This is a genomic window from Micromonospora sp. DT4 (assembly GCF_049841675.1).
Lineage (GTDB): Bacteria > Actinomycetota > Actinomycetes > Mycobacteriales > Micromonosporaceae > Micromonospora.
Window position 1 is genome coordinate 17429 of sequence record NZ_JBNCKT010000052.1, and the last position, 20460, is coordinate 37888.

At 69.4% G+C, this 20460-nt stretch carries 19 protein-coding genes and 2 tRNA genes; 10 read left to right on the forward strand and 11 right to left on the reverse strand.

What is annotated here, in order from left to right; translation table 11 throughout:
• Window positions 1-67: 67 nt before the first annotated feature.
• The 4 genes from amcA (ACLQ24_RS16530) to amcA (ACLQ24_RS16545) are packed head-to-tail and all read right to left on the reverse strand — an operon-like array spanning window position 68 to window position 1902.
• Window positions 68-250 (reverse strand): multiple cyclophane-containing RiPP AmcA, encoded by a 183-nt coding sequence (gene amcA, locus ACLQ24_RS16530; protein ID WP_425892563.1) that lies wholly within the window; start codon window positions 248-250, stop codon window positions 68-70.
• Between the two features lie 10 nt (window positions 251-260).
• Entirely contained in the window at window positions 261-1382 is a 1122-nt protein-coding gene (gene amcB / locus ACLQ24_RS16535; protein WP_425892565.1) for a cyclophane-forming radical SAM peptide maturase AmcB, read from the reverse strand.
• Complete coding sequence (locus ACLQ24_RS16540; RefSeq protein WP_425892567.1) at window positions 1379-1738, reverse strand: hypothetical protein; 360 nt, start codon at window positions 1736-1738, stop codon at window positions 1379-1381. The genes amcB and ACLQ24_RS16540 overlap by 4 nt, the downstream gene beginning before the upstream one ends.
• Window positions 1735-1902 (reverse strand): multiple cyclophane-containing RiPP AmcA, encoded by a 168-nt coding sequence (gene amcA / locus ACLQ24_RS16545; protein ID WP_425892569.1) that lies wholly within the window; start codon window positions 1900-1902, stop codon window positions 1735-1737. Before amcA (ACLQ24_RS16545) ends, ACLQ24_RS16540 begins: the two co-directional genes overlap by 4 nt.
• A gap of 417 nt (window positions 1903-2319) precedes the next feature.
• On the opposite strand from amcA (ACLQ24_RS16545), the gene ACLQ24_RS16550 reads away from it, so the two are divergent.
• Together ACLQ24_RS16550 and ACLQ24_RS16555 are read left to right on the forward strand one after the other, a co-directional pair.
• Complete coding sequence (locus tag ACLQ24_RS16550; RefSeq protein WP_425892571.1) at window positions 2320-3666, forward strand: hypothetical protein; 1347 nt, start codon at window positions 2320-2322, stop codon at window positions 3664-3666.
• Entirely contained in the window at window positions 3663-4238 is a 576-nt protein-coding gene (locus ACLQ24_RS16555) for a flavoprotein (RefSeq protein ID WP_425892572.1), read from the forward strand. The genes ACLQ24_RS16550 and ACLQ24_RS16555 overlap by 4 nt, the downstream gene beginning before the upstream one ends.
• Window positions 4239-4411: 173 nt before the next feature.
• Here ACLQ24_RS16555 and ACLQ24_RS16560 read toward each other — a convergent pair.
• Window positions 4412-4487 (reverse strand) — tRNA-Lys (locus ACLQ24_RS16560).
• Window positions 4488-4674: 187 nt separating this feature from the next.
• Here ACLQ24_RS16560 and ACLQ24_RS16565 point away from each other — a divergent pair.
• Window positions 4675-5946 carry an Ig-like domain-containing protein gene (locus ACLQ24_RS16565; protein WP_425892574.1) on the forward strand — a complete coding sequence of 424 codons (1272 nt, stop codon included), beginning with the start codon at window positions 4675-4677 and terminating at the stop codon, window positions 5944-5946.
• 253 nt (window positions 5947-6199) lie between these two features.
• Window positions 6200-7495 (forward strand): Ig-like domain-containing protein, encoded by a 1296-nt coding sequence (locus ACLQ24_RS16570; protein WP_425892576.1) that lies wholly within the window; start codon window positions 6200-6202, stop codon window positions 7493-7495.
• Between the two features lie 146 nt (window positions 7496-7641).
• Here ACLQ24_RS16570 and ACLQ24_RS16575 read toward each other — a convergent pair.
• Both ACLQ24_RS16575 and orn read right to left on the reverse strand, forming a co-directional pair.
• Window positions 7642-7717, reverse strand: a tRNA-His gene (locus ACLQ24_RS16575).
• 107 nt (window positions 7718-7824) lie between these two features.
• A complete protein-coding gene (gene orn, locus ACLQ24_RS16580) occupies window positions 7825-8415 on the reverse strand; it encodes an oligoribonuclease (protein ID WP_425892578.1) in 591 nt (196 codons plus the stop codon).
• Window positions 8416-8488: 73 nt separating this feature from the next.
• On the opposite strand from orn, the gene ACLQ24_RS16585 reads away from it, so the two are divergent.
• Window positions 8489-9766: a glycosyltransferase 87 family protein gene (locus ACLQ24_RS16585; protein WP_425892580.1), complete on the forward strand. Its 1278-nt coding sequence runs from the start codon at window positions 8489-8491 to the stop codon at window positions 9764-9766.
• Window positions 9767-9877: 111 nt separating this feature from the next.
• Here ACLQ24_RS16585 and ACLQ24_RS16590 read toward each other — a convergent pair whose 3' ends face one another.
• From ACLQ24_RS16590 to ACLQ24_RS16600, 3 genes are all read right to left on the reverse strand, one after another.
• Window positions 9878-10879, reverse strand: a complete 1002-nt coding sequence (locus ACLQ24_RS16590) for a hypothetical protein (RefSeq protein ID WP_425892598.1) — start codon at window positions 10877-10879, stop codon at window positions 9878-9880.
• A gap of 150 nt (window positions 10880-11029) precedes the next feature.
• A complete protein-coding gene (locus ACLQ24_RS16595) occupies window positions 11030-11761 on the reverse strand; it encodes a YcnI family protein (RefSeq protein ID WP_425892582.1) in 732 nt (243 codons plus the stop codon).
• Window positions 11762-11778: 17 nt separating this feature from the next.
• Window positions 11779-13443, reverse strand: coding sequence for a copper resistance CopC/CopD family protein (locus tag ACLQ24_RS16600; RefSeq protein ID WP_425892583.1), 1665 nt, complete (start codon window positions 13441-13443; stop codon window positions 11779-11781).
• Window positions 13444-13645: 202 nt separating this feature from the next.
• On the opposite strand from ACLQ24_RS16600, the gene ACLQ24_RS16605 reads away from it, so the two are divergent.
• From ACLQ24_RS16605 to ACLQ24_RS16620, 4 genes are read left to right on the forward strand one after another with little or no spacing between them, the layout of a single operon-like run.
• Window positions 13646-14227: a sigma-70 family RNA polymerase sigma factor gene (locus ACLQ24_RS16605; protein WP_425892585.1), complete on the forward strand. Its 582-nt coding sequence runs from the start codon at window positions 13646-13648 to the stop codon at window positions 14225-14227.
• Window positions 14228-14259: 32 nt separating this feature from the next.
• A complete protein-coding gene (locus ACLQ24_RS16610) occupies window positions 14260-14784 on the forward strand; it encodes a MauE/DoxX family redox-associated membrane protein (protein ID WP_425892587.1) in 525 nt (174 codons plus the stop codon).
• Window positions 14777-15493 carry a DsbA family protein gene (locus ACLQ24_RS16615; RefSeq protein ID WP_425892589.1) on the forward strand — a complete coding sequence of 239 codons (717 nt, stop codon included), beginning with the start codon at window positions 14777-14779 and terminating at the stop codon, window positions 15491-15493. The genes ACLQ24_RS16610 and ACLQ24_RS16615 overlap by 8 nt, the downstream gene beginning before the upstream one ends.
• Entirely contained in the window at window positions 15490-16572 is a 1083-nt protein-coding gene (locus tag ACLQ24_RS16620) for a hypothetical protein (RefSeq protein ID WP_425892590.1), read from the forward strand. Before ACLQ24_RS16615 ends, ACLQ24_RS16620 begins: the two co-directional genes overlap by 4 nt.
• A 29-nt stretch (window positions 16573-16601) precedes the next feature.
• Here ACLQ24_RS16620 and ACLQ24_RS16625 read toward each other — a convergent pair whose 3' ends face one another.
• Entirely contained in the window at window positions 16602-16967 is a 366-nt protein-coding gene (locus tag ACLQ24_RS16625) for a hypothetical protein (RefSeq protein ID WP_425892591.1), read from the reverse strand.
• 258 nt (window positions 16968-17225) lie between these two features.
• On the opposite strand from ACLQ24_RS16625, the gene ACLQ24_RS16630 reads away from it, so the two are divergent.
• Window positions 17226-20460, forward strand: a 3235-nt coding sequence (locus ACLQ24_RS16630) for a hypothetical protein (RefSeq protein WP_425892593.1), incomplete at its 3' end; no start/stop codon positions are given.

Sequence of the window (20460 nt, forward strand, 5' to 3'; positions counted from 1 at the left end):
TAGCCTGGTTAGGGCGCGGGGTGGCGGCGCCACCCCGCGATCATTCGCCTACTCCTGGGTCAGCAGGTCACTTCTTCTTGTTCCAGTTGTCCCAGCCGGGTCGGCTGTCGAACCCTCCCTTGTTGCTCCAGGTGGGCCGGTTGTCGAACTTGGCCGCGTCAATCGACGCTATCGTCCGGAGCGGCTCGACGCCGAGACGTGCGAGGTGCTCCGGCGTGGCGTCCACGAGGCTCGCGAGGGCGTTGGTCACAGTGGTCCTCCTAGCTGGCGAGGTGGTTTGCGGTGGCGCGGACAAGGGCCTGCCGGGTGGTGCGGCAGTAGTTGGTCTCCCGGGCGGTGAAGGTGTGGTGCTCGAAGTAGCGGTTGCCGGCCTGGGCACCCCGGCAGAAGTCGTAAAACGTGCAGTGGTCCGCGCATTCGTTGAGTCCCGCGATGAACTCGGTGACGTACCGCAGGTTCCTGGCCCGAGCCAGGATGTCGCCGATCGGCTCGCGGAGAACGTTGCCTGCGACGAAGTCTGCATACTGCGGGTCCTTGATTCCGAGCAGTTCTGGTGACAGGAGGACCACGTGCCCGTCCCAGGAGATGGTGGGAATCGGTTCATACGGGGCGTCGTTGACGAGCCCGGCGCGGGTGGCGGTGAGATAGTCGGCGAGGCGGTCCAGATCGCGGATGGGTAGCGGACTGCCGTCGATCCGTCGTTGGACGAGCCGGTGCCAGAACCGGTAGGCGGCTTCCTCCGACACCGGTGTCCGCCCGGCGCCCTCCTGCTCCTCGATGTTGAAGCCCACGGAACGGCACCCGGGTAGGTTGGTGAAGAAGTCGATGAGGTCGTCGGCTTGGTCGATGGTTTCCGGGGTGACGACGCAGATCACCGAGTACGGCAATCCTGCCTCGGCGAGAGCCTGTATCCCTCGGATGGTCCGGGCCGTCGTCGGTTTTCCGGCCCGGTCGAGTCTGTTGCGGTTCAGAGCGCCGGGGCCGTCGATGCTGACCCCGATCTCGAACTCGTAGGCAGCGAACAGGTCACACCACCGTTGGTTGATGAGGGTGGCGTTGGTCTGGATTTCGTGGCGTACCTGTCCGGCCTGCCTCAGGTCCTCGAACGGGGCGAGCAGTTCCCGGAACGTGCCGAGAGGTGTCGCGGTGGGCTCGCCTCCGTGCCACACCACGCTCACCGGATAGAGGCTTGCCTGCTCCTTCACGGATCGGGCGCACCCTGCCGCGACCGGAACCGTCATGAGCCGTCGGGATCGTCGGTCGGGCAGGTAGCAATAGGTGCAGTCCAGGTTGCAGAAGCTGGTGGGCTGCAGCACCAGGGTGTGGAATGTTCGGGCTATGGCCGCCCGTCCATCGGCGGTGATGACACCGGTGCCGCTCATGATCCTGCCTCCCCCGTCTGTACGTGGTCGTCTGGTGCTGCTGGTGGGTGGGGCGCGCGTGGCCAGCCAAGGAACCTGTCGAACAGACCGGCGGTGTTTCCCGTAGCGCTCGGGTTGAGTCTGTGCAGGTCATCAATGGCGTCGCAGAGCAGGGTGGCCAGGTAGAGGCACAGGCCGACCCGGCTGCCCTGGTACTCGACCAGGAGATCCAGCTTCGCCCGCCCGCAGGGCCATGGCTGACCGCAGGTCCGGCATAGCCAGAGCGGACGCAGCGGCAGGTGCTCCCTCTGCGCCTTTTCTCCCTGCTTTGAGGTGTGGCGGTGCCCAGGCACAGCGTCGGGGTGGGCTTCGGTCATCGGCGCATCTCCTGCCGAGCCGGCCGTTCGAAGTGCTCACGCCACACGTGGGTGAGCAACGGCGGCTCGGTTGTCCGCTCCGATTCGGACGGGCCAACGTGTTTCGGCGGCTCCGGACGCCATGGTTCGCGTGTCGTCGCGTTGCGCGAGACGTATACCGTCATGGCCGCCTCCCGCAGGTAGGCGCCGGCAAGCAGTGGGCTCCCCTGGGGAAAGGCGAGCCCACTGCCGCCGGGCGGCGGCCGGGAGCAAACCGCCGGTCACCCGCCCGCGTAGCCCTCGTGGCAGTACGCAGACGGGGAGTCACGGGCACACGCGTTCGAGTCGCTGGAGAGCCCACCGGCCGACGCGTCAAAAGCCTCTGGCCTCGAGTGGCGGCATGCTGCATTCGGCGCTCCCTGATGGAAACCGTAAAAGGTGGTGGGGCGCCCGTTCGTCACGAACGGGCGACTGGCCGATTCAGAATCGCCGGAGAGCGTGACGATGGGGAATGTCCCTGCGGTGCACTCGGGGTGCACCCGCCGGCACGCCACGTGACGCTACGATCGGCACGCTGACCTGTCCCATCGAGAGGACATCCGATGGCCACAGTGACCAACTGGACCGGCCAGGACGCAACCGCCCTGCGGCGAGCGTTACGAATGAGCGTCACCGGCTTCGCCGAATACGTGGGCGCGGCCCGACGCACGGTGGCCAAGTGGAGCAGCCAGGGCGAGACCATTCAACTACGCGCCGACATGCAGGCCGCGCTCGATACGGTGCTCGCCCGGTCCGCCCCCGACGTTCTGGAACGCTTCGATGCCCTGCGGCGACAAGGCACGAGCGGTGCACTTGCCGCTACCACCAGACCGCCGGCCGCTGCGGACGCCGATACTGACGGGGACAAACCTGGCTTCGAGTCGGACGGTGACGTGCAGCGTAGACAGTTCCTGCAGGGCGCGACGGTCGGCGGCATGGCTGCCCTTCCCGGCGTCACGCCACTACTCGACGCGCTGGTCTCAGCGCCGACCGCCCTGGCCGCCGAGCCGGTTGCCCTGCCCCTTCGAGATTTCGCCCGCGACGTGGCCACCGCGAAGGCCGCCTACCAGGCATGCCGGTACGAGCAGGTTCTCGGCGGCCTCGCGACCCTGCTACCCGCCCTGGCACCGACGCGGGCGGAAGCCGAGGGCGACCAGCGAATCCGAATCGACGGCCTGGCCAGCGACCTGTACCACGTCGTCGGCAGCGTGCTACTCAAGGTCGGTGACCGGGGCATGGCCCTGGTGGCGGCCGAGAGAAGCGCCCACGCCGGCGCGGCCAGCCAGGACCCGGTGGCAATGGCCACCAGCGCGCGGATCATGACCCACGCCCTGATGAGCAACGGCCACACCAGGCAGGCGGGGAACCTGGCCGAGAACGCGGCCGGCGCCCTCGAACGAAACACCCACCTCAGGTCCACCGACCAGGTGGCCGTCTACGGCGCCCTCCTGCTCCGCGGTGCGATCGCCGCCGCACGCAGCGACGACCGAGACGGCGCGCAAGCCATGATCGACGAAGCCACCCGTGCCGCCGCGCGGCTCGGCTACGACGGCAACGACAGGTGGACCGGTTTCGGCGCCACGAACGTCCAGCTCCACCAGGTCAACATCGCCCTGACCCTCGGCGACGCCGGAACCGCGATCACCCTCGCCCGCCAGGTGCCACTGGACAAGATTCACCTCGCCGAACGCAGAGCCTCGCTGTTCGTCGACGTGGCACGCGCCTACATCCAGTGGGGACGCTACGAGCACGGCCTCAACGCCTTACGCATCGCGTACGACGTGGCGCCCGAGGAACTCCGGTGCCGGCCGGCGGTCCAGCGCATCGCCGGTGACCTCGCAGTCCTCAGCCGGGGACACGTCCGTACCGAGGTCGTCGAGTTCGCCCACCGCGTCGGGATCCCGGTATGACCGCTGGCCACCTTCGGATCGTCGTCTGCGGAGCCGGCCCTGCTTCCGACGTGACGCAACTGATCGCCGCAGCTACGGAGAAATCCTGGACGGCTGCGGTCACCGCCACTCCCAGCGCCACCGACTTCATCAACGCCGAAACGATCGAGACGATGACCGGACACCCGGTCAGGTCCACCTACCAGACGTCCCCAGGGGGTCGCCGTACGCTTCCCGCCGCCGACGCCCTCGTCATCGCCCCCGCGACCTACAACTCCATCAACAAGATCGCGCTCGGCATCGCCGACAACCACGCCATGACCTCAGTCGCCGAACTGATCGGACGCCAGGTACCCACAGTCATCGTCCCGTTCGTCAACGCAGCCCTGGCCACCCGCGTACCCTTCCAACGCGCCGTGGCAGACCTCCGCCACGAACACGTACGCGTCCTGCTCGGCGAAGACGACGGCTGGGAGCCCCACCCACCCGGCAGCGGCAACGACCGACAGAAAATCTTCCCCTGGACGGCTGCGTTCGAGACAGCGGCCCGGCTTGTCCATGAGTCGCGCGCAGTTGCCGGCGATCAAGGCTGACCTCCGAAACGTAGGCAGCCACTGCTCGAGTCCGTCCACGACCGCAGCGGACAATCCCAGACCAGCCGTATCCGTCCAACGGCTCCCGAGCACCCGCCGAACACCCGACCATCAGCGGTAGCAATGAAAAAGGCCCGGACCCAGGTAGATACCCAGGTCAGAGCCTTGATCGTTGGTGCGCCGCCAGGGACTCGAACCCCGAACCCGCGGATTAAGAGTCCGCTGCTCTGCCAGTTGAGCTAGCGGCGCTCGTCGGCAACGGAGAGAACATTAGCACCCCGCCAACCCGGGCTCCAATCCGGTTACCCGGCTCCCCCCTTCGGTCGAGCTTAACGGGCATAAACCCACAAACAGGCTGCCACGCTCGGGACGGGGGCGTGGGTCCGGGCGCTGGTACGGCACGATGTCCGCCAGGTACGCGAGAACAGAGGTGGGGATGGCACGGTTCAGGCGAGCCGGGGCGGTGGTGGGCGCGCTGACCCTGGCGGCGTCGCTGGCACTGACCGGGTGCGGCGACGAGCAGAAGAAGCCGGAGTTCGTCGGCGGGACGTCGGCGGATGCGAGTGCCGCACCCGATTCGGCCGCGCCGTCGACGAGCGGCGAGCCGAGCACGCCCAGCGGGCCGACGCTGACGTTGAGCCCGGCCGACGGCACGAAGAACAAGCCCGTGAGTACGGAGATCAGCGCCAAGCTCCCGAGTGGTGGAGAGGTGTCCGCGGTCACCCTGACCGCGGCCGGTGGTGGCACCGTGGAGGGGAAGCTCCGCGCCGACGGCTCGGCCTGGGTGCCGTCCGCTCCGCTGAAGTGGGGGACGAAGTACACGGCCACGGTGACGGCGAGCGCGCCGGACGGCACGAGCAGCCAGGGCACCAGCAACTTCACCACGATGGCCAAGCCGAAGTCGACCATCGGGTCTGGCCTGTACCTCTTCGACGACAAGAGCTACGGCGTCGCCATGCCGGTGGTCACCGAGTTCCACCCGGGCATCCCCAAGAAGGACCGGGCGGCGGTGCAGAAGCGGATGTTCGTCAAGACCGATCCGCCGCAGCCGGGCGCCTGGTACTGGGTCGACAACGGCACACAGGCGTACTACCGCGCCCCGGAGTACTGGAAGCCGGGCACCACCATCACCGTACGGATCGCGCTGGCCGGGGTGCCGTTGAGCAACGGCAAGTACGGCGACATGGACCGCAAGGCCACCGCCAAGATCGGCCGGTCGTTGGTGATGAAGGTCGACAACGCCACCAAGAAGATGTCGGTCTACGAGAACCGCGCGCTGACGCGCACGATCCCGGTGAGCCTGGGCAAGAGGAGCACCCCATCGTCGAGCGGCACGATGGTCGTGATGGAGAAGAAGGAGGCCACGGTCTTCGACACCCGCGACGATCCGGACCCGGCCAACCGCTACGTCGCCGACATCCAGTTCGCCCAGCGGCTCACCTGGGGCGGCGAGTACATCCACGCCGCGCCCTGGTCGGAGCACGTGCAGGGACGGCAGAACGTCTCGCACGGCTGCGTGAACGTGTCGACGGCGAACGCCAAGTGGCTGTTCGAGAAGACCCGGATCGGTGACCCGATCACGATCAAGGGCACCGAGCGCAAGATCGTCGCCGGTAACGGCTGGACCGCGTGGAGTCTGAGCTGGTCGGAGTTCATCAAGGGCAGCGCGCTGCCGGTACCCAAGGGTGGATCCGGCCCGGCGCTCTGAGCGACCGGCGTCATCGCGCCGGCCCTGCCGATGGCGCGGGCCGGCGCGTACCCTTACTCTGCCCACGACCTAACGACGGCAGTGGGCGACCCCTCAACTCCGGCAGGAAGACGAGCCCGGATCACGAAACGCTGGATAGTAGCAAAAATCCGGCACCGTGATTGGCGTGTTTCTGTTCACCCTCGGCAACCAGGACCGGTTCTGACACGTCTTTAGGAGACGATGGGTCAGCGACCACGACTGTGAGGACATTATGCGAGCTAGCCAGGACCGACTGATCCGGCCCCGTGGGCGACGTCGCGTGCTCGCGGCCGGGCTCCTCGCCGTAGCGCTGGCCTTCACCGCCGCCTGCACCAACGGCGACGGCGGCAAGCCGTCCTCGTGGCAGGGCGGCGCCGAGAGCCCAGCGCCCAAGGCGTCGGCGACCATCGCCGAACCGGCGGCGGACGCCAAGGACGTGCCCGCGTCCACCGGCATCACCTTCAGCACAAAGGACGCCCAGAAGACGACCGTCGAGCTCAAGGACGCAGCCGGGAAGGCGGTCGAGGGGACCCTCGCGGCGGACGGCAAGTCGTGGCTGCCGAGCGGGGCCCTGGAGTACGGCACCAGCTACACCGCCACGGTCACGGCCACCGGCGACGACGGCCGACCGGCCACCGCGACCAGCGCCTTCACCACGATGGCCAAGCCCGACAAGCAGATCCGGGTGAGCAGCTTCCTCGGCGACAACCAGCAGGTCGGTGTCGGGATGCCGCTGATCGTCACGTTCGACCACGCCGTCCCGGAGGACTACCGCGACGACGTACAGCGCCGGATGACGGTGACCTCGACGCCGGCCCAGGAGGGCATCTGGCACTGGGTCAGCCCGACCGAGATCCGGTACCGGCCGAAGCAGTTCTGGAAGGCGAACAGCAAGGTCTCGTACCGGGTGCAGGCCGGTGGCCTGCCGATGGGCGACGGCTACTACGGTCGCACGGACCTCTCGGTGGACATCAAGATCGGTCCGTCGCTGATCATGACGGTGGACAACAAGACCAAGCGGATGACGGTGACCCGCGACGGCAAGGTCATCAAGACCCTTCCGGTCAGCCTGGGCAAGAAGAGCACCCCCTCGTCCAGCGGGACGATGGTCGTGATGGAGAAGCTGCGCAAGACCGTCTTCGACACGTTCGAGGAGTTGGGCCCGCAGGACGGCTACCGTGCCAAGATCGACTTCGCGCAGCGCCTCACCTATGGCGGCGAGTTCATCCACGCGGCCCCCTGGTCCGAGGGACAGCAGGGCAGCGTCAACGTCTCGCACGGCTGCGTGAACGTATCGATGGCCAACGGCGACTGGCTGTTCAAGAACACCCAGGTCGGCGACCCGATCACCGTCAAGGGCACCGAAACCAAGATCAAGAACGGCAACGGCTGGACCGACTGGAACATGAGCTGGGACGAGTACGTCAAGGACAGCGCCCTGCCGTACGACCCGGACGCCTCGGCGAGCCCGGACGCCTCGGCGAGCCCGGACGGCGCCACCACCCCGTCGCCCACGCCAACCGCCTGATCCACACGCACCATCGACTCGGGTTCCAGGAATCCGGGGTGACCCGTCAGCGGGGACACCCCGGATTTCGGTAAACGGAGTGGGTCATCCACCGAAGGTGGCCCGCACAACGACTCAGGCCCCCTCCGAGGAGGGGGCCTGAGATATGGGGTGACTGATGGGAATTGAACCCACGACAACCGGGACCACAACCCGGTGCTCTGCCAACTGAGCTACAGCCACCATGCCTCCGACGCCCGGTCGATCACCCCGCGCGGCGTGCGGACCAATAATAGCCCCACCACCGCGCACGGCGTCCAGCGGGTTCCCCGCCGGCCGAGCGGCACCGGTCAGAGCTCGGCGGCGATGCCCCTGGCGGTCTCGACGTCCGGGCCGGGCAGCGGCACGAAGATGGTCCGACGGTAGTACTCCAGCTCGCGGATGCTCTCGCGGATGTCGGCGAGCGCCCGGTGCGCCAGGCCCTTCTGCGGCTGACCGAAGTACACGCGGGGGTACCAGCGGCGGCAGAGTTCCTTGATCGACGACACGTCGATCATGCGGTAGTGCAGGTGCGCGTCGAGGCGGGGCATGTCCCGGGCGATGAAGCCGCGGTCGGTGGCGATCGAGTTGCCGCACAGCGGCGCGGTACGCGGGTCCTTGACGAAGGTGCTGACGTACTCCAGCACCCGGTCCTCGGCCTCGGCCAGGGTGACCGCCGAACGACGGACCTCCTCGGTGAGGCCGGACTTGGCGTGCATCGTCTGGACGATCTCCGGCATCGCCTCCAATGCCGCCTCGTCGGCGTGGATCACCACGTCGACACCATCACCCAGCACGTTGAGGTCGGGATCGGTAACCAGCGCCGCAACCTCGATCAGCTTGTCACTGCCGAGGTCCAACCCGGTCATCTCACAGTCGATCCAGACGAGGAGGTCAGCCACCGGGACAGCCTACGCGCAGCCCACGCCCCGCGGCTGCACGCTCTCGGGCGGGTGGACCGCTAGGGTTTCTCAAGTGCCAGCCGAACCCATCGCACCGCCCGCCGTCACCGACGACGATCCCGGCGGCCGTACGGTCCGTCGGCTGGTCGCGATCGTGGCGCTGGTCGCCGTGCTGCCGGCGCTCTACCTGCCCGGGCGGGTGCACGACTTCTTCGACCTGAAGATCTACATGTCGGCGATGGACTGGTGGACGGCCGGTCACCCGCTCTACGACTACGTCCAGCCCGACCGGGTGCAGGGTGAGCTGTACTTCACGTACCCACCGTTCAGCGCGCTGCTGCTGTGGCCGTTCGGGCTACTCCGGCTCGGCGCCACCGTGGCCATCTTCACGGTGCTCACGGTGGCTGCCGTCGTGCTGACCACCCGGTGGCTGGTGACGCCGGTGATCGCCCGCCACAACCTGCCTCGGACGTTCACCCTGACGGTCGCCGTGCTGCTGGTGCTGGCGGTGGAGAGCACGCGCGAGACGATCACGTTCGGACAGATAAACATGCTGCTGGTCGTGCTGATCCTGGCCGACCTGCTGTTCGCCGTACCGCAGGCGCGACGCTGGGCCGGGGTCGGCGTGGGGCTGGCGACGGCGCTCAAGCTCTTCCCGGGCATCTTCATCGTGTACCTGCTGGCCACCCGCCGATGGCGGGCCGCCGCGGTGGCGAGCGCGACGGCGGCGGCGGCGACCCTGCTGGCGGCGGCGGTCGCGCCCGGGGACTCGTGGCGGTTCTGGACGCAGGAGCTGTGGGACAACGACCGGGTGGGGCGTACCGACTACACCGGCAACCAGTCGCTCTTCGGTCTGCTCAGCCGGTTCACCGCGCCGGAGAAGCCGGACCGGCTGCTGTGGCTCCTGGTGGTCGCGGTGGTGGCCGGCTACGGCCTGTGGCGGGCGGTCCGGGCGGCGCGCGCCGGTGACGGGCTGACGGGCCTGACCCTGACCGGCCTGGTCGGTGCGCTGGTCAGCCCGATCACCTGGACCCACCACATCTACTGGTTCGTGCCGGCCGTGGTGCTGCTCGCCGATGCGGCGTTGCGCGCGAACCGGCCGCAGGAGTTCCGCCGACGGCAGTGGCTCGCCGGGCTCGCCATCGGCACCGCCGCGCTGATCATCTACGGCGTGGTGTCGTTCCACGACTGGGGCGTGGCGCCGGTCCGCACCGACGACCCGGTCGACTTCCTGCTGCGCAACGGCTACGTGCTGCTCAGCCTGCTGCTTCTGGTGGTCCTGCCGGTCCGCGTGGCCCGCCCGACCCGCACCGTGGAAAAGTCGCACCAAATGGACACAACTCCCCAGTAACGACCGTCGGCGTTAACCTGGACCCAGGTATCTCAAGCGTCGCTCGGGTAGCACCGCTCCCCCGGTGAGAGTGGCCCTCCGCGTCGGCAGCGCGCAGGGCCACTCGCCGCGTCAGTCCTCCGGCACCGGCCGCGCCGTGGGCTCGGCGTCGTTCGGCGGCCACGCCAGGCTCAACGCCACCTCCGGCAGCCGCGGCAACCGGCCCTCCGCCGGCCGGGGCGGCCCGCCGGGAGCGTCCAGGTCGGCAAGGGTGACCGGCCGGGCCGGTTCCGCACCGATCGCCGATCGGGACCACTCGGCCGCGCCGAAGCCGACCGGGGCGAGCTGCCGCATGGCCGGCATCGACCGGGCGGGATGAGGATCCCGGGCGCCCAGGCCGCTGAGCGACGTGACCCCGAGCCGGCCGGCGAGCACCGGCACCTGGTCCGGTTCAACCACGAAGACCACCTCGCGCGGACGCGGTGGGCGCAGCAGGAGCAGCACCGCGCACGCCACCAGCAGCACTCCCGCCGCCAGCAGACCCCAGGTGACCGGGCCGACCCAACCCGCGCGCAGCTCGGCACGCAGGTCCAGGCTCAGGTCGGCACGACCGTCCGGGCGCATCACCACCAGGCTCATCGCCTCGCCAGTGAGGTCGTCGGCGCTCCACTCCAGAGTGCCGACCCCCTCGCGTACCCAGAACGGGAGACCCAGCGGCGGGCGGACCGCATCGGCGGGCGGGACCGCGGCCGGGACCGTCGGGTCCGTGCGGACCGGCAGCGGACCCCGGGCCAGCGCCACCCGGCGGACCGAGGCGTACGGCACGGGCTCCAGCCAGCGGCGCACCTCGGCGGTCGGTGCCAGCCCCACGAAGGCCGGACCGTCGGGCGTCCGGGCGTCGAGCCGCAGACCGGTCTGCGCGCCGCGCGCGAAGGGCGCCTCCCGTCGCAGCAGCCGGTCGAGATCGGTGACCACGACCGCGTAGCCCGGTGTGCGGACGGTCTCGAACCGGGCGGCGAAGGTCCCACCGGGGTCGGCGTGCCGGGCAACCAGCCACAGCCCGCCGCCGGCGAACAGCGCTGGAATTCCGATGACCAACAACAGCATTCCGGCGATCACCCGCACGAACCGCATTCGCACCGTCCCCCTCCATAGCCAGATACCCGGCCGACCTTACCGACGTACGCCCGCTGATCAGGGGATATCCACGGCACGGCCAGCATCGGTCCCGGAAAGCACGGTGGCCCGCCGGATTGTCCGGCGGGCCAGCGGTGCGCGACGAGGTCAGGACTTGGCGACCGGCGCCCGTCGGGTCCGGGCGAACGCAAACCCGCCCAACGCCAGCCCGGCCAGACCGGTGACGAGGCCGGCGACGCCGAGGCCGATCGCGGCGCCCACGTTCTCGTCGTCGTCATCGTCCGACGCGGCGACGGCCGCGGCGGACGGGGCGGCCGACGCCGACGACGCGGCGGCCGTGAGGGTCAGCACCGGGGCGGGCTTCTCCGGCTCCTCGCCGCCCGGCTGCGGCTCGTCGATCCAGCGGGAGACGTTGCCGTCGGAGTACGTCTGGAGGGTCTTGAAGACCATCGACCCGACCTTCGGCAGCGGCCCCATCGAGACGCCGAACTCCTGGAACTGCCCCGGCTTGACCGCCGCGTCACCCGTGGCCGTCCAGGTGATCTTCGAGACCGCCTCGGTGAGCTGACTGCCGTGCACCTCGATCGGCGGGTCCACCTTGCGCTTCTCCGTGGCCACCGTCCAGCCGGGCACCGGGATGGTCGACACCGAGCCGACCGGGGCGTTCTCCGGCAGCACCACCTCCAGCTTGGTGGTCGAAGCGGTGTCGCTCTCGTTCGGCACCCGGAACGCCACCCGGGCGTAGCCGCCCTGGGTCGCCTCCTTCGGGTTCACCGTGACGTGGGCGGAGGCCGGCCCGGCGAAGCCGAGCACAGCGGTGGCGACGGCGGTGAACGCCAGGGCGGCAGCGGCGGTTGCGGTGCGCCGGAGTCGGGTCATGGGTGTCGTGGACCTCTCTAACGGATGGGCACGGTGGCGGTCACCGTGGCCTGGTCGATGTCGGTGATGCGAGCGGTGATCTTCAGCTGCCACTCGCCGGCCGCCGGCAGGCTGACGTCGCCGTACGCGTGGTTGTCGGTCAACGGCAGCAGCGGCACGTCGATCGGCTCGATCCCGGCCGACGGCAGCGCGGCGGTCGCCCGCCACTCCACCACCGGCAGCGGCTGGTTGTCCTTGCCGTACGCGTACAGGTGCACCGAGTTGTTGCCCCGCTCGGCCGGGCTCAGCTCGACCTGCATGGAGAAGAGCGGACTGGACAGGGTGGTGGTGAAGAGGCCGGCCTCGATGCCGGACGACTCGGCCGCCGCCGTACGCGCGGGCGTGGTCTGCACCAGGGTCGCGGAGACGGCCAGCACCACGGCGGTGACGGCCAACTCCACCAGGACCGCCCGGCGCACCGGCACCGGCCGCTGCGCGGCCACGCGCCGACGGACCAACTGCCGGGAGTACGCGGCCACGGCGATCACGATCGCGAACAGTCCGATCTTGGCGAGCAGCAGCCGCCCGTACGTGGTGCTGAACAGGGCGTCCAGCGTGGCCACCTCGATCAACGCCTGCACGGTGCCGGCCAGCAGCAGTGCCGAGACGGCGAGAGCTGCCCAACGCGACCAGATCGGCAGGATCGCGCTCAGCTCCCGCTCGTCGGCCTGGCGCAGCAGGAAGACCGCGAGCATGAGCAGGCCGCCCAGCCAGACCGCCATGCTGCCCAGGTGGACCGCGTCGACCACCACGGACACCGCCGGAGCCGGGGAGGCCGCCGGGTGCCCGGCCAGCGGCCAGGTCAGCAGGCCCGCCACACCGAGCACCGCCAGGATGATCGCGTCGGTGCGGCCGGCCGGGCGGGCCAGCAGCGGCCGCAGCAGGAACGCCGCCGCGGCCAGCAGGCCGAGCCGGACCAGGTGGGCGGCGCCGAAGGTGCTGCCCAGGATGCTGCCGAACCCCTCACCGGTCACCTCGAAGAGGCCACCACCGGCGGTGTAGGGCACCTGCAACCACAGGTCGGCGAGGGTGGCCAGCGCCACCAGGCCGAGACCGGCCCAGGCCAGCCCGGTCGGCCCCCGCCGGGAGAGCCGCCGCGGCCACAGCGCGGCCAGCACCAGGGCGGGCCCGACCAGCAGCACCAGACCGGCGTACCCGAGGAACCGGGCCACCTTCACGGCCGTACCCACCACCGGGTTGGCCCGACTGTCGTTGCCGGTGTCGACCGGCGGTGTCGAGGGCGCGCCCACCGAGTAGGTGAACGCGCCGGAGACCGGGTGGCTGTCGGCGGAGATCACTCGGAAGCTCACCAGGTAGGTGCCGCGGCCGGCGGCCGGATCCACCGGGATGGTCACCACAGCGCCGTCGAACGACGGCTCGCCCCGGTCGGCGCGGGAACCGTCCGGCGCGATCACCCGGACCTTGTCGGGGACCTTGCGAACCGACTCGCTGAACGTGAGCACCACCTCGGACGGGCCGCTCGGCACCACGGACGAGGCGGCCGGGCTGCTGCTCGACAGCACCGCGTGGGCGCTGGCCGGGGTGGCTGGCGCGATCATTAGGGCGACGACGGTGACCAGTAGGCCGGCGGCGGCAGCCAACCGGGCGGCCCAGCGGCGGGGGGCGACAGTCATGCCTGCCATGGTCGCCGACCCCACTGGATCTCGGCGAGCCGAGTCGGGCGAACGGCTCAAGTCCGCTCAGCCGCCAGCGCCGCGCGGGAGAGGTCGCGTGTCATGAGCAGGTAGTCGGTTGACGACGGGGAAAAGTTCCCGACGTGTCGCAGACCATCCAAGGGCCGAAGGTCCCTGACGTCGCACCCGGCGCCGCGTAACCTGGCTTGTCGTGATCCCCGTCCCGCGTGACACCGGCCCGGCCGGTCCGACCGGTGACGTCGCCCGGGACCCGGCGACCGAGTCGGCCCTGACCGCGCGCGACGGCGATGCCGCCGCCCAGGCCATGTTCGTCCGGCTGACCCAGGCCGAGGTCTGGCGCTTCGCCGCCGCCCTGGTGGGCCCGGACAGCGCCGACGACCTCGCCCAGGAGACGTACCTGCGGGCGTTCAAGGCCCTCCCGGCGTTCGAGGGCCGGTCCAGCGCCCGGACGTGGCTGCTCGGCATCGCCCGGCGGGCCTGCGCCGACCACCTCCGGACGGTGATCCGCCGTCGTCGCCTCGACGAGCGGCTGGCCGCGAACGCGTACACCGACCACCCGCACCCCGATCCGGCCGGGCAGCTCGGCGCCAACGACCTCGTGCGGCGGCTGAGCCCCGAGCGACGTGCGGCATTCGTGCTCACCCAACTGCTCGGTCTCTCGTACGCCGAGGCCGCCGCCGTCGAGGGAGTGCCCGTGGGCACCATCCGGTCCCGGGTCGCCCGGGCCCGCGACGACCTGGTCGAGGCCGTCGGCGACGCCCGCACCGGCTGAGCCCGGAACTTCCGGCGGAGACGGGACGACAAATGAGCGTGACCGCACCCCCCACCCGGCTCGACCGTTGGGCGGCCGTCCGGCCCTGGCTCGGCACGGCGGCCCGCCTCGGCCTCGCCGCTGTCTGGCTCGTCGCCGGGGCGTCGAAGGTCGGTGACCTGGCCGCCTCGGGTCGGGCCGTGAACGCGTACCAGGTGCTGCCGTACGACGGCGCCACCGTGATCGGCGCCGCGCTGCCCTTCGTCGAGCTGGCCCTGGGCGTGCTGCTGCTGCTCGGGTTGGCCACCCGGCTCAGCGCGGCCATCTCCGCCGCGCTGCTGCTGGTCTTCATCGCGGGGATCTCCTCGGCCTGGGCGCGTGGCCTGGCCATCGACTGCGGTTGCTTCGGCAGCGGCGGCCAGCTCGCCGAGGGTCAGGCCCCGAGTTACCTCCCGGAGATCCTGCGGGACCTGGGATTCTTGGTACTGGCCGGATTTCTGGTGATCTGGCCCCGTACGCCCGTGTCGGTGGATGGATGGCTGTCCGCCGAACCCGTCGTGGAGGACGAGGATGAGTAGTCGCAAGGGCCAGCGGGACGCGGCCCGGGTCGTCCGCGAGCAACTGGCCCGCGAACGACGCCGCCGCCGCACGATCTGGGTGTCCGCCGCCGCCGTCGCCGTCCTGGTCATCGCCGGCCTGATCGGCTGGGCCGTCTGGTCCAACCAGCGCTCGGACAGCTTCACCACCCCGCCCGGCGCCAACGGGCCCGGCACCGGCATCGTCACCGGCGGCGGGCCGGTGACCGTGGACGTCTACGAGGACTTCCTCTGCCCGGCCTGCAACCAGTTCGAGCAGAGCAGCGGCGCGACACTGGAGCAGTTGGCGTCCGAGAAGAAGGCGAAGGTGGTCTACCACCCGGTCGCGTACCTCAACCGCTTCTCCACCACCGAGTACTCCAGCCGCTCGTCGGCCGCGTCCGGCTGCGCGGCGGTCGGCGGCAAGTTCCGTGAGTACGCCAAGGCGCTCTTCGCCAAGCAGCCACCCGAGGGCAGCGCCGGGCTCAGCAACGACGAGCTGATCGACATCGGCGTCGGCGTGGGGCTGGACCGGGGCTCGTTCGGCGACTGCGTGAAGGAGGGCACGTACAAGACGTGGACCGAGCACGTCACCGAGGAGGCCAGCCGCAGCGACGTCACCGGCACGCCCACCATCCTGGTCAACGGTCAACCACTCGCCGACCGCACCCCGCAGGGCCTCACGGCGGCCGTGACGGCGGCCGGCAAGTGATCCGTAGCGTCCTGGCGCGCGCCGGCCTGATCGCCGCCGCCACCTGCGCGGCTACCCTGCTCACCGCGGCGCCCGCCGCCGCACACGGCGCAGACGCCCCAGACGGCACCGACTACCGCACCCGCGTCACCGGCGTCACGCCGGCCCGGCCCGGGCTGACGGTACGGGTGATCGAGGCGGGCGCCCGCCTGGAACTGACCAACCACACCGGCCGGGCGGTCGAGGTGATCGGCTACTCCGGAGAGTCGTACCTGCGGGTCGGCCCCGACGGCGTCTTCGAGAACGCGCACTCCCCCGCCACCTACCTGAACCGCACCCTCGCCGGCGACACCGCGCTCCCGCCCGACGCCGACCCGGCAGCCCCGCCGTCCTGGCGGCGCATCGCCGACGGGACCACGGCACGCTGGCACGACCAACGGGCGCTGTGGCAGGAGTCGACGCCACCGGCGGCGGTACGCGCCGCGCCGGAGCGCGAGCACCGCGTCCGGGACTGGACGGTACCGCTGCGCGACGGCACCGATCCGCTGACGATCGGCGGCACCCTGGACTGGGTGCCGCCGCCCGACGCGTACACCTGGTGGGCGGTGAGCATCGTCGGACTGCTCGCGGTGGGGGCACTCGGCCTGTTCGCCGCCGCCTCGTCGGCCGGCCCCCGGGCGCTGTCCGCGGTGGGCGTGCTGCTGGTCGTCGGCGGCGCGGTCGCGGTCGTCTACCCGGTCGGGCGGGAGCTGGACGCGGGCGCCCAGGGCGTCGGAGGGGTGGTCGGCGGACTGTTGGGCGGCCAGGTCTGGTCGCTGCTCACCGGCCTCGGGGCACTCGCCGCCGGTTGGTACGCGCTGGCCCGCCGGCCTGCCGCGGACTTCGTGATCGCGCTGGCCGGGGCGTGCCTGGGGCTCTTCGCCGGGGTGGCGAACGCCGCCGTTTTCGCCCGGTCCATCGCTCCGGTGCCCTGGTCGCCCGAGGTCGCCCGAGGCATGGTCGTGGTGGTGCTGGTGACCGGCATCGGCGCGACAGCCGCCGGTGTCCTGCGGTTGCACGCGGCCTCCCGGGCAGCCGCACCCGCCGTGCCAACCCCCTGAGGCCGCACCTCCTGAGCGATGAATCAGTGTCAGGATCTCGGTCCCGTGCTGGTCGCCATCGACGCCAAGGAGAAGCTGCCAAGCAGGGGGTATCGGGCGTGCAGCTTCCCGGCGTCGCGCTGCGGGTGGTCAATCCCGACCGTCACGCACTCGCCGATCTTCGGACCGGTGCTGTGCAGCGGGATCCCCCGGCACGCCCAATAGTCAAAGTCCGCGCGCACGCGCTCTAACCACTCGCTGATCGTCGCCTCGGAGTGCGCGGCGTCCACGAACCGGACCGCGACGGCGGGCACCAGTGCGCGCACCGCCTGGTCGAGGCCGCGCGTCGGGACGCGGTGCACCAGGAGCGCCCGCCCTGGTAGGTCGAGGCTGACCCGGCGTACACGGTGGGCCACCGCGAGCGGGCGACGTCCTCCACGGTCGTCGACGCCTGCGCCGGACGTAGTGCAGGTCGTTCTCGTGGTAGCCGTGCTCACCAGCGGCGACCGCGCGGATGTCGGTGTTGGTGCCGTAGGGGCAGTCGGCTGCGGTTCGGTCCGGGTTGGGGCCAGTGTGGCTTGACAGTATCGGTGGTGGTGAGTTGCCTTGTACTGATCGTGGTTGGTGGTTGGTGTGGGGTGAGTGTTGTGGTGGAGGCGGCTGTGGTGGGTTGTGTGGAGTTTCTGACGACGTGGGTGCCTTCTGGTCGCTGGTGGGGTGTTGGTGGTGAGGTGCCGGCGGTGGTGCGTGATGCCGTGCCGGTTGGCGGGGTTCATCTGGTTCATGTTGATGGGGCTGTGTGGGGTTCTGCGGTTGTGAGGGAGGTGTTGCGTGTTGAGCCGGTTGAGGTGACGGCGCGGATGGTGTTGGTGCCGGTGGGGCGTGGGCTTGGTGTGGATGTCGTGGTGGGGCGTGGTGAGCGTCTTGGTGTGCCGGTTCTGGTTCGTGCGGCGGGGGTTGGTGTCGCGCGGTGGGGTTCGCGGGTGGTGCCGTTTCCTGGTGGGGATGGCGCGGTGGTGGTGTTGCCGGTTGAGCATGTGGCGGGGGGGTCGGCGGGTGCGGTGATTGGTGAGGCGCTGCGGGCTGCCTCGGACGTTTTTAAGGGTGTGGCGGCGCTGCAGTTGCGGCAGGCGGTGCAGGGTTTGCCGCGGTGGGATAGCCAGACGGCGGATTGTGTGTTCCGGGTGGGCGCGGTGTTGACCGGGCTAGGTGTGGCGGGAGCGGCCAGTGATGATGTGCCGGTCAGGTCCGCGGCCGGGGTCGCGGCCCGGTTGGGTGGTGTGTTCGCGCCCGCGAGGCTCACGGACCTTGCGGGGTTGGGGGTGGGGTATTCGACGGTGGCGTGGGTGCGTCGTCCTGGTCACCCGCAGCACCTGGTGATCATTCACCGGCCGTCGGTTGAGGACTGGTGGTTGGTGGAGACCCAAGCCAACGACGACGCCAGCCGCTACATCCCGTTCCGGCCGACCGGCGGGTCGCGGGGTGAGCGGCTATCTGGTGCGGCGTCGGCGTTGGCAGGACCGATCCTGCTACCCGCCGATGAGTCGGGACGGTTGCTCGCCATCGACGGCGGGCAGGTTCGGGTGGGACCACCGGTGACGGGTTCGGTCCTCACTGACGTGTTGACTGATCCGGCGCATACGTCCACGCCGGGCATGATGGCCGCTTCCACCGGCCCTCGCCGCCGAGCGCTCACGGAAGAAATGCGTGTGAGCGACATGGTTGCTACTTTGATTGACTGGTATGAGAATAATTCCGGCGAGTACAGGGCGGTCCCCCGCCGGGAACAGGACTGGACCTTTCCAGGTACGACGAGGACCCTTCCACTTGGCGCTTCGGTGCACGAAATAAGAGCTAAGGGAATTGACGATCCGACGGGTGTGATTGCTGCCGCCATGGAGAGATGCGATATAACTCCCGTACTCGCGGAGGGTGGCCGGCGTATTACTACACTGACATTAGAAGTGCCCGGCTTGGTGCAGCCTCATCGACACCACAAATTCCGTGACGCCCCAACCAGGACCGAAACTATCCGACCTTTCACTCGACCTCGGCCATTTAGAGGGCGAGCGGAGTTCGGCAGGCATATGGAGCTAGTAAGATTTCTCAAAATTTGGGTAGCAGAAAACCCCAGCCACCTCGGCAAAATGCCCTCTCAAGACTTTGTCCCGACCATCGCCAGAGAGGAGAGCTACTACCCACTTGGCAGAGATCTGCACAAGTTGCAAGAGTCTGGGTTATATGCTTGGGGGGACGATCTTTACGATGCCCTGGAAAGCTTGGGATTCGAGCCCTCTCGCGTTGGCAATCTCGTGAAGATTTCGCCGGACCTTCCTTCTGTGACAGGGCAGCAACGCGCCGATGCGGTGAACGACAGCATTGCTGCGTTGCTTGATTGGTATGAGAAGAATCCCGACGAGCGCGGGTCTATCCTCGCCAAGTCAACGAAATGGCCCGTTCCGCGTACGGGAGAGATCGTTAAAGTTGGTATTTGGGTGCACAGCATAATACGCTACGGATATAGCGATCCAGGGGGTGTGATTGCTGCCGCCATGGAGAAATGCGGGATAACTGTCGTGCCCGCGCGGGACGGTGAGCATATTGATACGTTGATGGCGCCTGAAGAGGCGTCGGGTTTGGCTGGCCCGTCTGTGTCGTCTACCTCGTCTGGTTCTGGTGTGGGGGTGGCCGTTGTGCCGCCAGCATCGGTGCGGGAGCAGCCCAGCGAGTCGGACGGCACGGGGGAGCTGTGGGAAGTGCCGTCTGAATACCCTAACGAGCTGCGGCGTGAGGCGTATGACTGGCTCGATCAGACTTGGGGCAGAACACCGTTGACAGGTCCGGTCCTCGCTGACGTGTCGACCGATCCGACAGGCACGTCCACGCCGGGCATGATGGCCGCTTCCACCGACCCTGCCGTCACGACAGAAGTGTGGACCGGGTCGTCGTCAAGGCCGGAGGGTGCGGGAGAGGTCTGGGATATTCGCACCGCACGGTTCGGGCGGTTGGCTGGTGTTGATGTCGAGACGTGGGAAGTGCCGTCTGACCACACCAACGAGTCGTTGCGTGAGGTGTATGGCTGGCTCGATCAAATCAATCCCGGTCGTGTCGCTGGCGGCGGGCACGAGACTAACTGTGTCGTCGCCGCGCTCTGCCTGGATATGTCATTCGAGGACGGGACGGTGGTGTATCAGGCGGCCACCACCGATCCGCTGCACGGCGGTGACCTACTCAACTATCAGCAGCAGCTGTTAAATCTGGCCGATGGTCAGCACCGGGTGTATGAGATCCCGACCATTGAGGCAGGCGTGCGGGCGCTACGGGCAGCCGTTGCCGGATCACGGGCGTTTATCGCTGTACGTCGACCTCCGGGGCAGGTCAACCACGTTCTTGTAGGCATCCGCGATGAGCACGGAGTCGCCGTCATCGACCCGCAGACGGGTCAGCTGGGACGGCTGCCCCGGGACACAACCGGACTGGCCCTCATCGCACTGTCGCACGAGATCCCACAACCGACGGTCGACCAGGCCGCGATAGCCACCCCTGCGGGCGAACCCGTCGTCTACCCATCCGACGGACTCGCCGCAGCCACCGAGCCGGACGTCCTCGCGCACTCGGACTCCGAGCAACGCTCAGGTGATGTCGAGAACGCCAAGGCGACCAGTGCGCCGAGTTGGTCGGTGCGGCTGCGCGATGGTGTCACCAAGCACTCCGACGTGTACGTGATCGGCGAGTCCCACACGCCTGCGTGGCGCACGTTAGTCAATCAACTGACCGAGGCGGCCGACGCCGATCACCCGGTAGTCCTGCTCTGCGCCCCGCATCCCAGCGAGCCCGCGCTCGAATCCGACATCGCCGCTCTGAACTATCTACTCGAACAACTCGCCCAACGCGCCCGACTGCCGGTGG

Coding starts and splice junctions, on each gene's coding strand:
- ACLQ24_RS16610 (WP_425892587.1), top strand. CDS start 14,260: ATGAGCGTGACCGCACCCCCCACCCGGCTCGACCGTTGGGCGGCCGTC.
- ACLQ24_RS16550 (WP_425892571.1), top strand. CDS start 2,320: ATGGCCACAGTGACCAACTGGACCGGCCAGGACGCAACCGCCCTGCGG.
- ACLQ24_RS16540 (WP_425892567.1), bottom strand. CDS start 1,738: ATGACCGAAGCCCACCCCGACGCTGTGCCTGGGCACCGCCACACCTCA.
- ACLQ24_RS16570 (WP_425892576.1), top strand. CDS start 6,200: ATGCGAGCTAGCCAGGACCGACTGATCCGGCCCCGTGGGCGACGTCGC.
- ACLQ24_RS16555 (WP_425892572.1), top strand. CDS start 3,663: ATGACCGCTGGCCACCTTCGGATCGTCGTCTGCGGAGCCGGCCCTGCT.
- ACLQ24_RS16590 (WP_425892598.1), bottom strand. CDS start 10,879: ATGCGGTTCGTGCGGGTGATCGCCGGAATGCTGTTGTTGGTCATCGGA.
- amcA (WP_425892569.1), bottom strand. CDS start 1,902: ATGACGGTATACGTCTCGCGCAACGCGACGACACGCGAACCATGGCGT.
- ACLQ24_RS16565 (WP_425892574.1), top strand. CDS start 4,675: ATGGCACGGTTCAGGCGAGCCGGGGCGGTGGTGGGCGCGCTGACCCTG.
- ACLQ24_RS16600 (WP_425892583.1), bottom strand. CDS start 13,443: ATGGCAGGCATGACTGTCGCCCCCCGCCGCTGGGCCGCCCGGTTGGCT.
- ACLQ24_RS16615 (WP_425892589.1), top strand. CDS start 14,777: ATGAGTAGTCGCAAGGGCCAGCGGGACGCGGCCCGGGTCGTCCGCGAG.
- amcB (WP_425892565.1), bottom strand. CDS start 1,382: ATGAGCGGCACCGGTGTCATCACCGCCGATGGACGGGCGGCCATAGCC.
- ACLQ24_RS16595 (WP_425892582.1), bottom strand. CDS start 11,761: ATGACCCGACTCCGGCGCACCGCAACCGCCGCTGCCGCCCTGGCGTTC.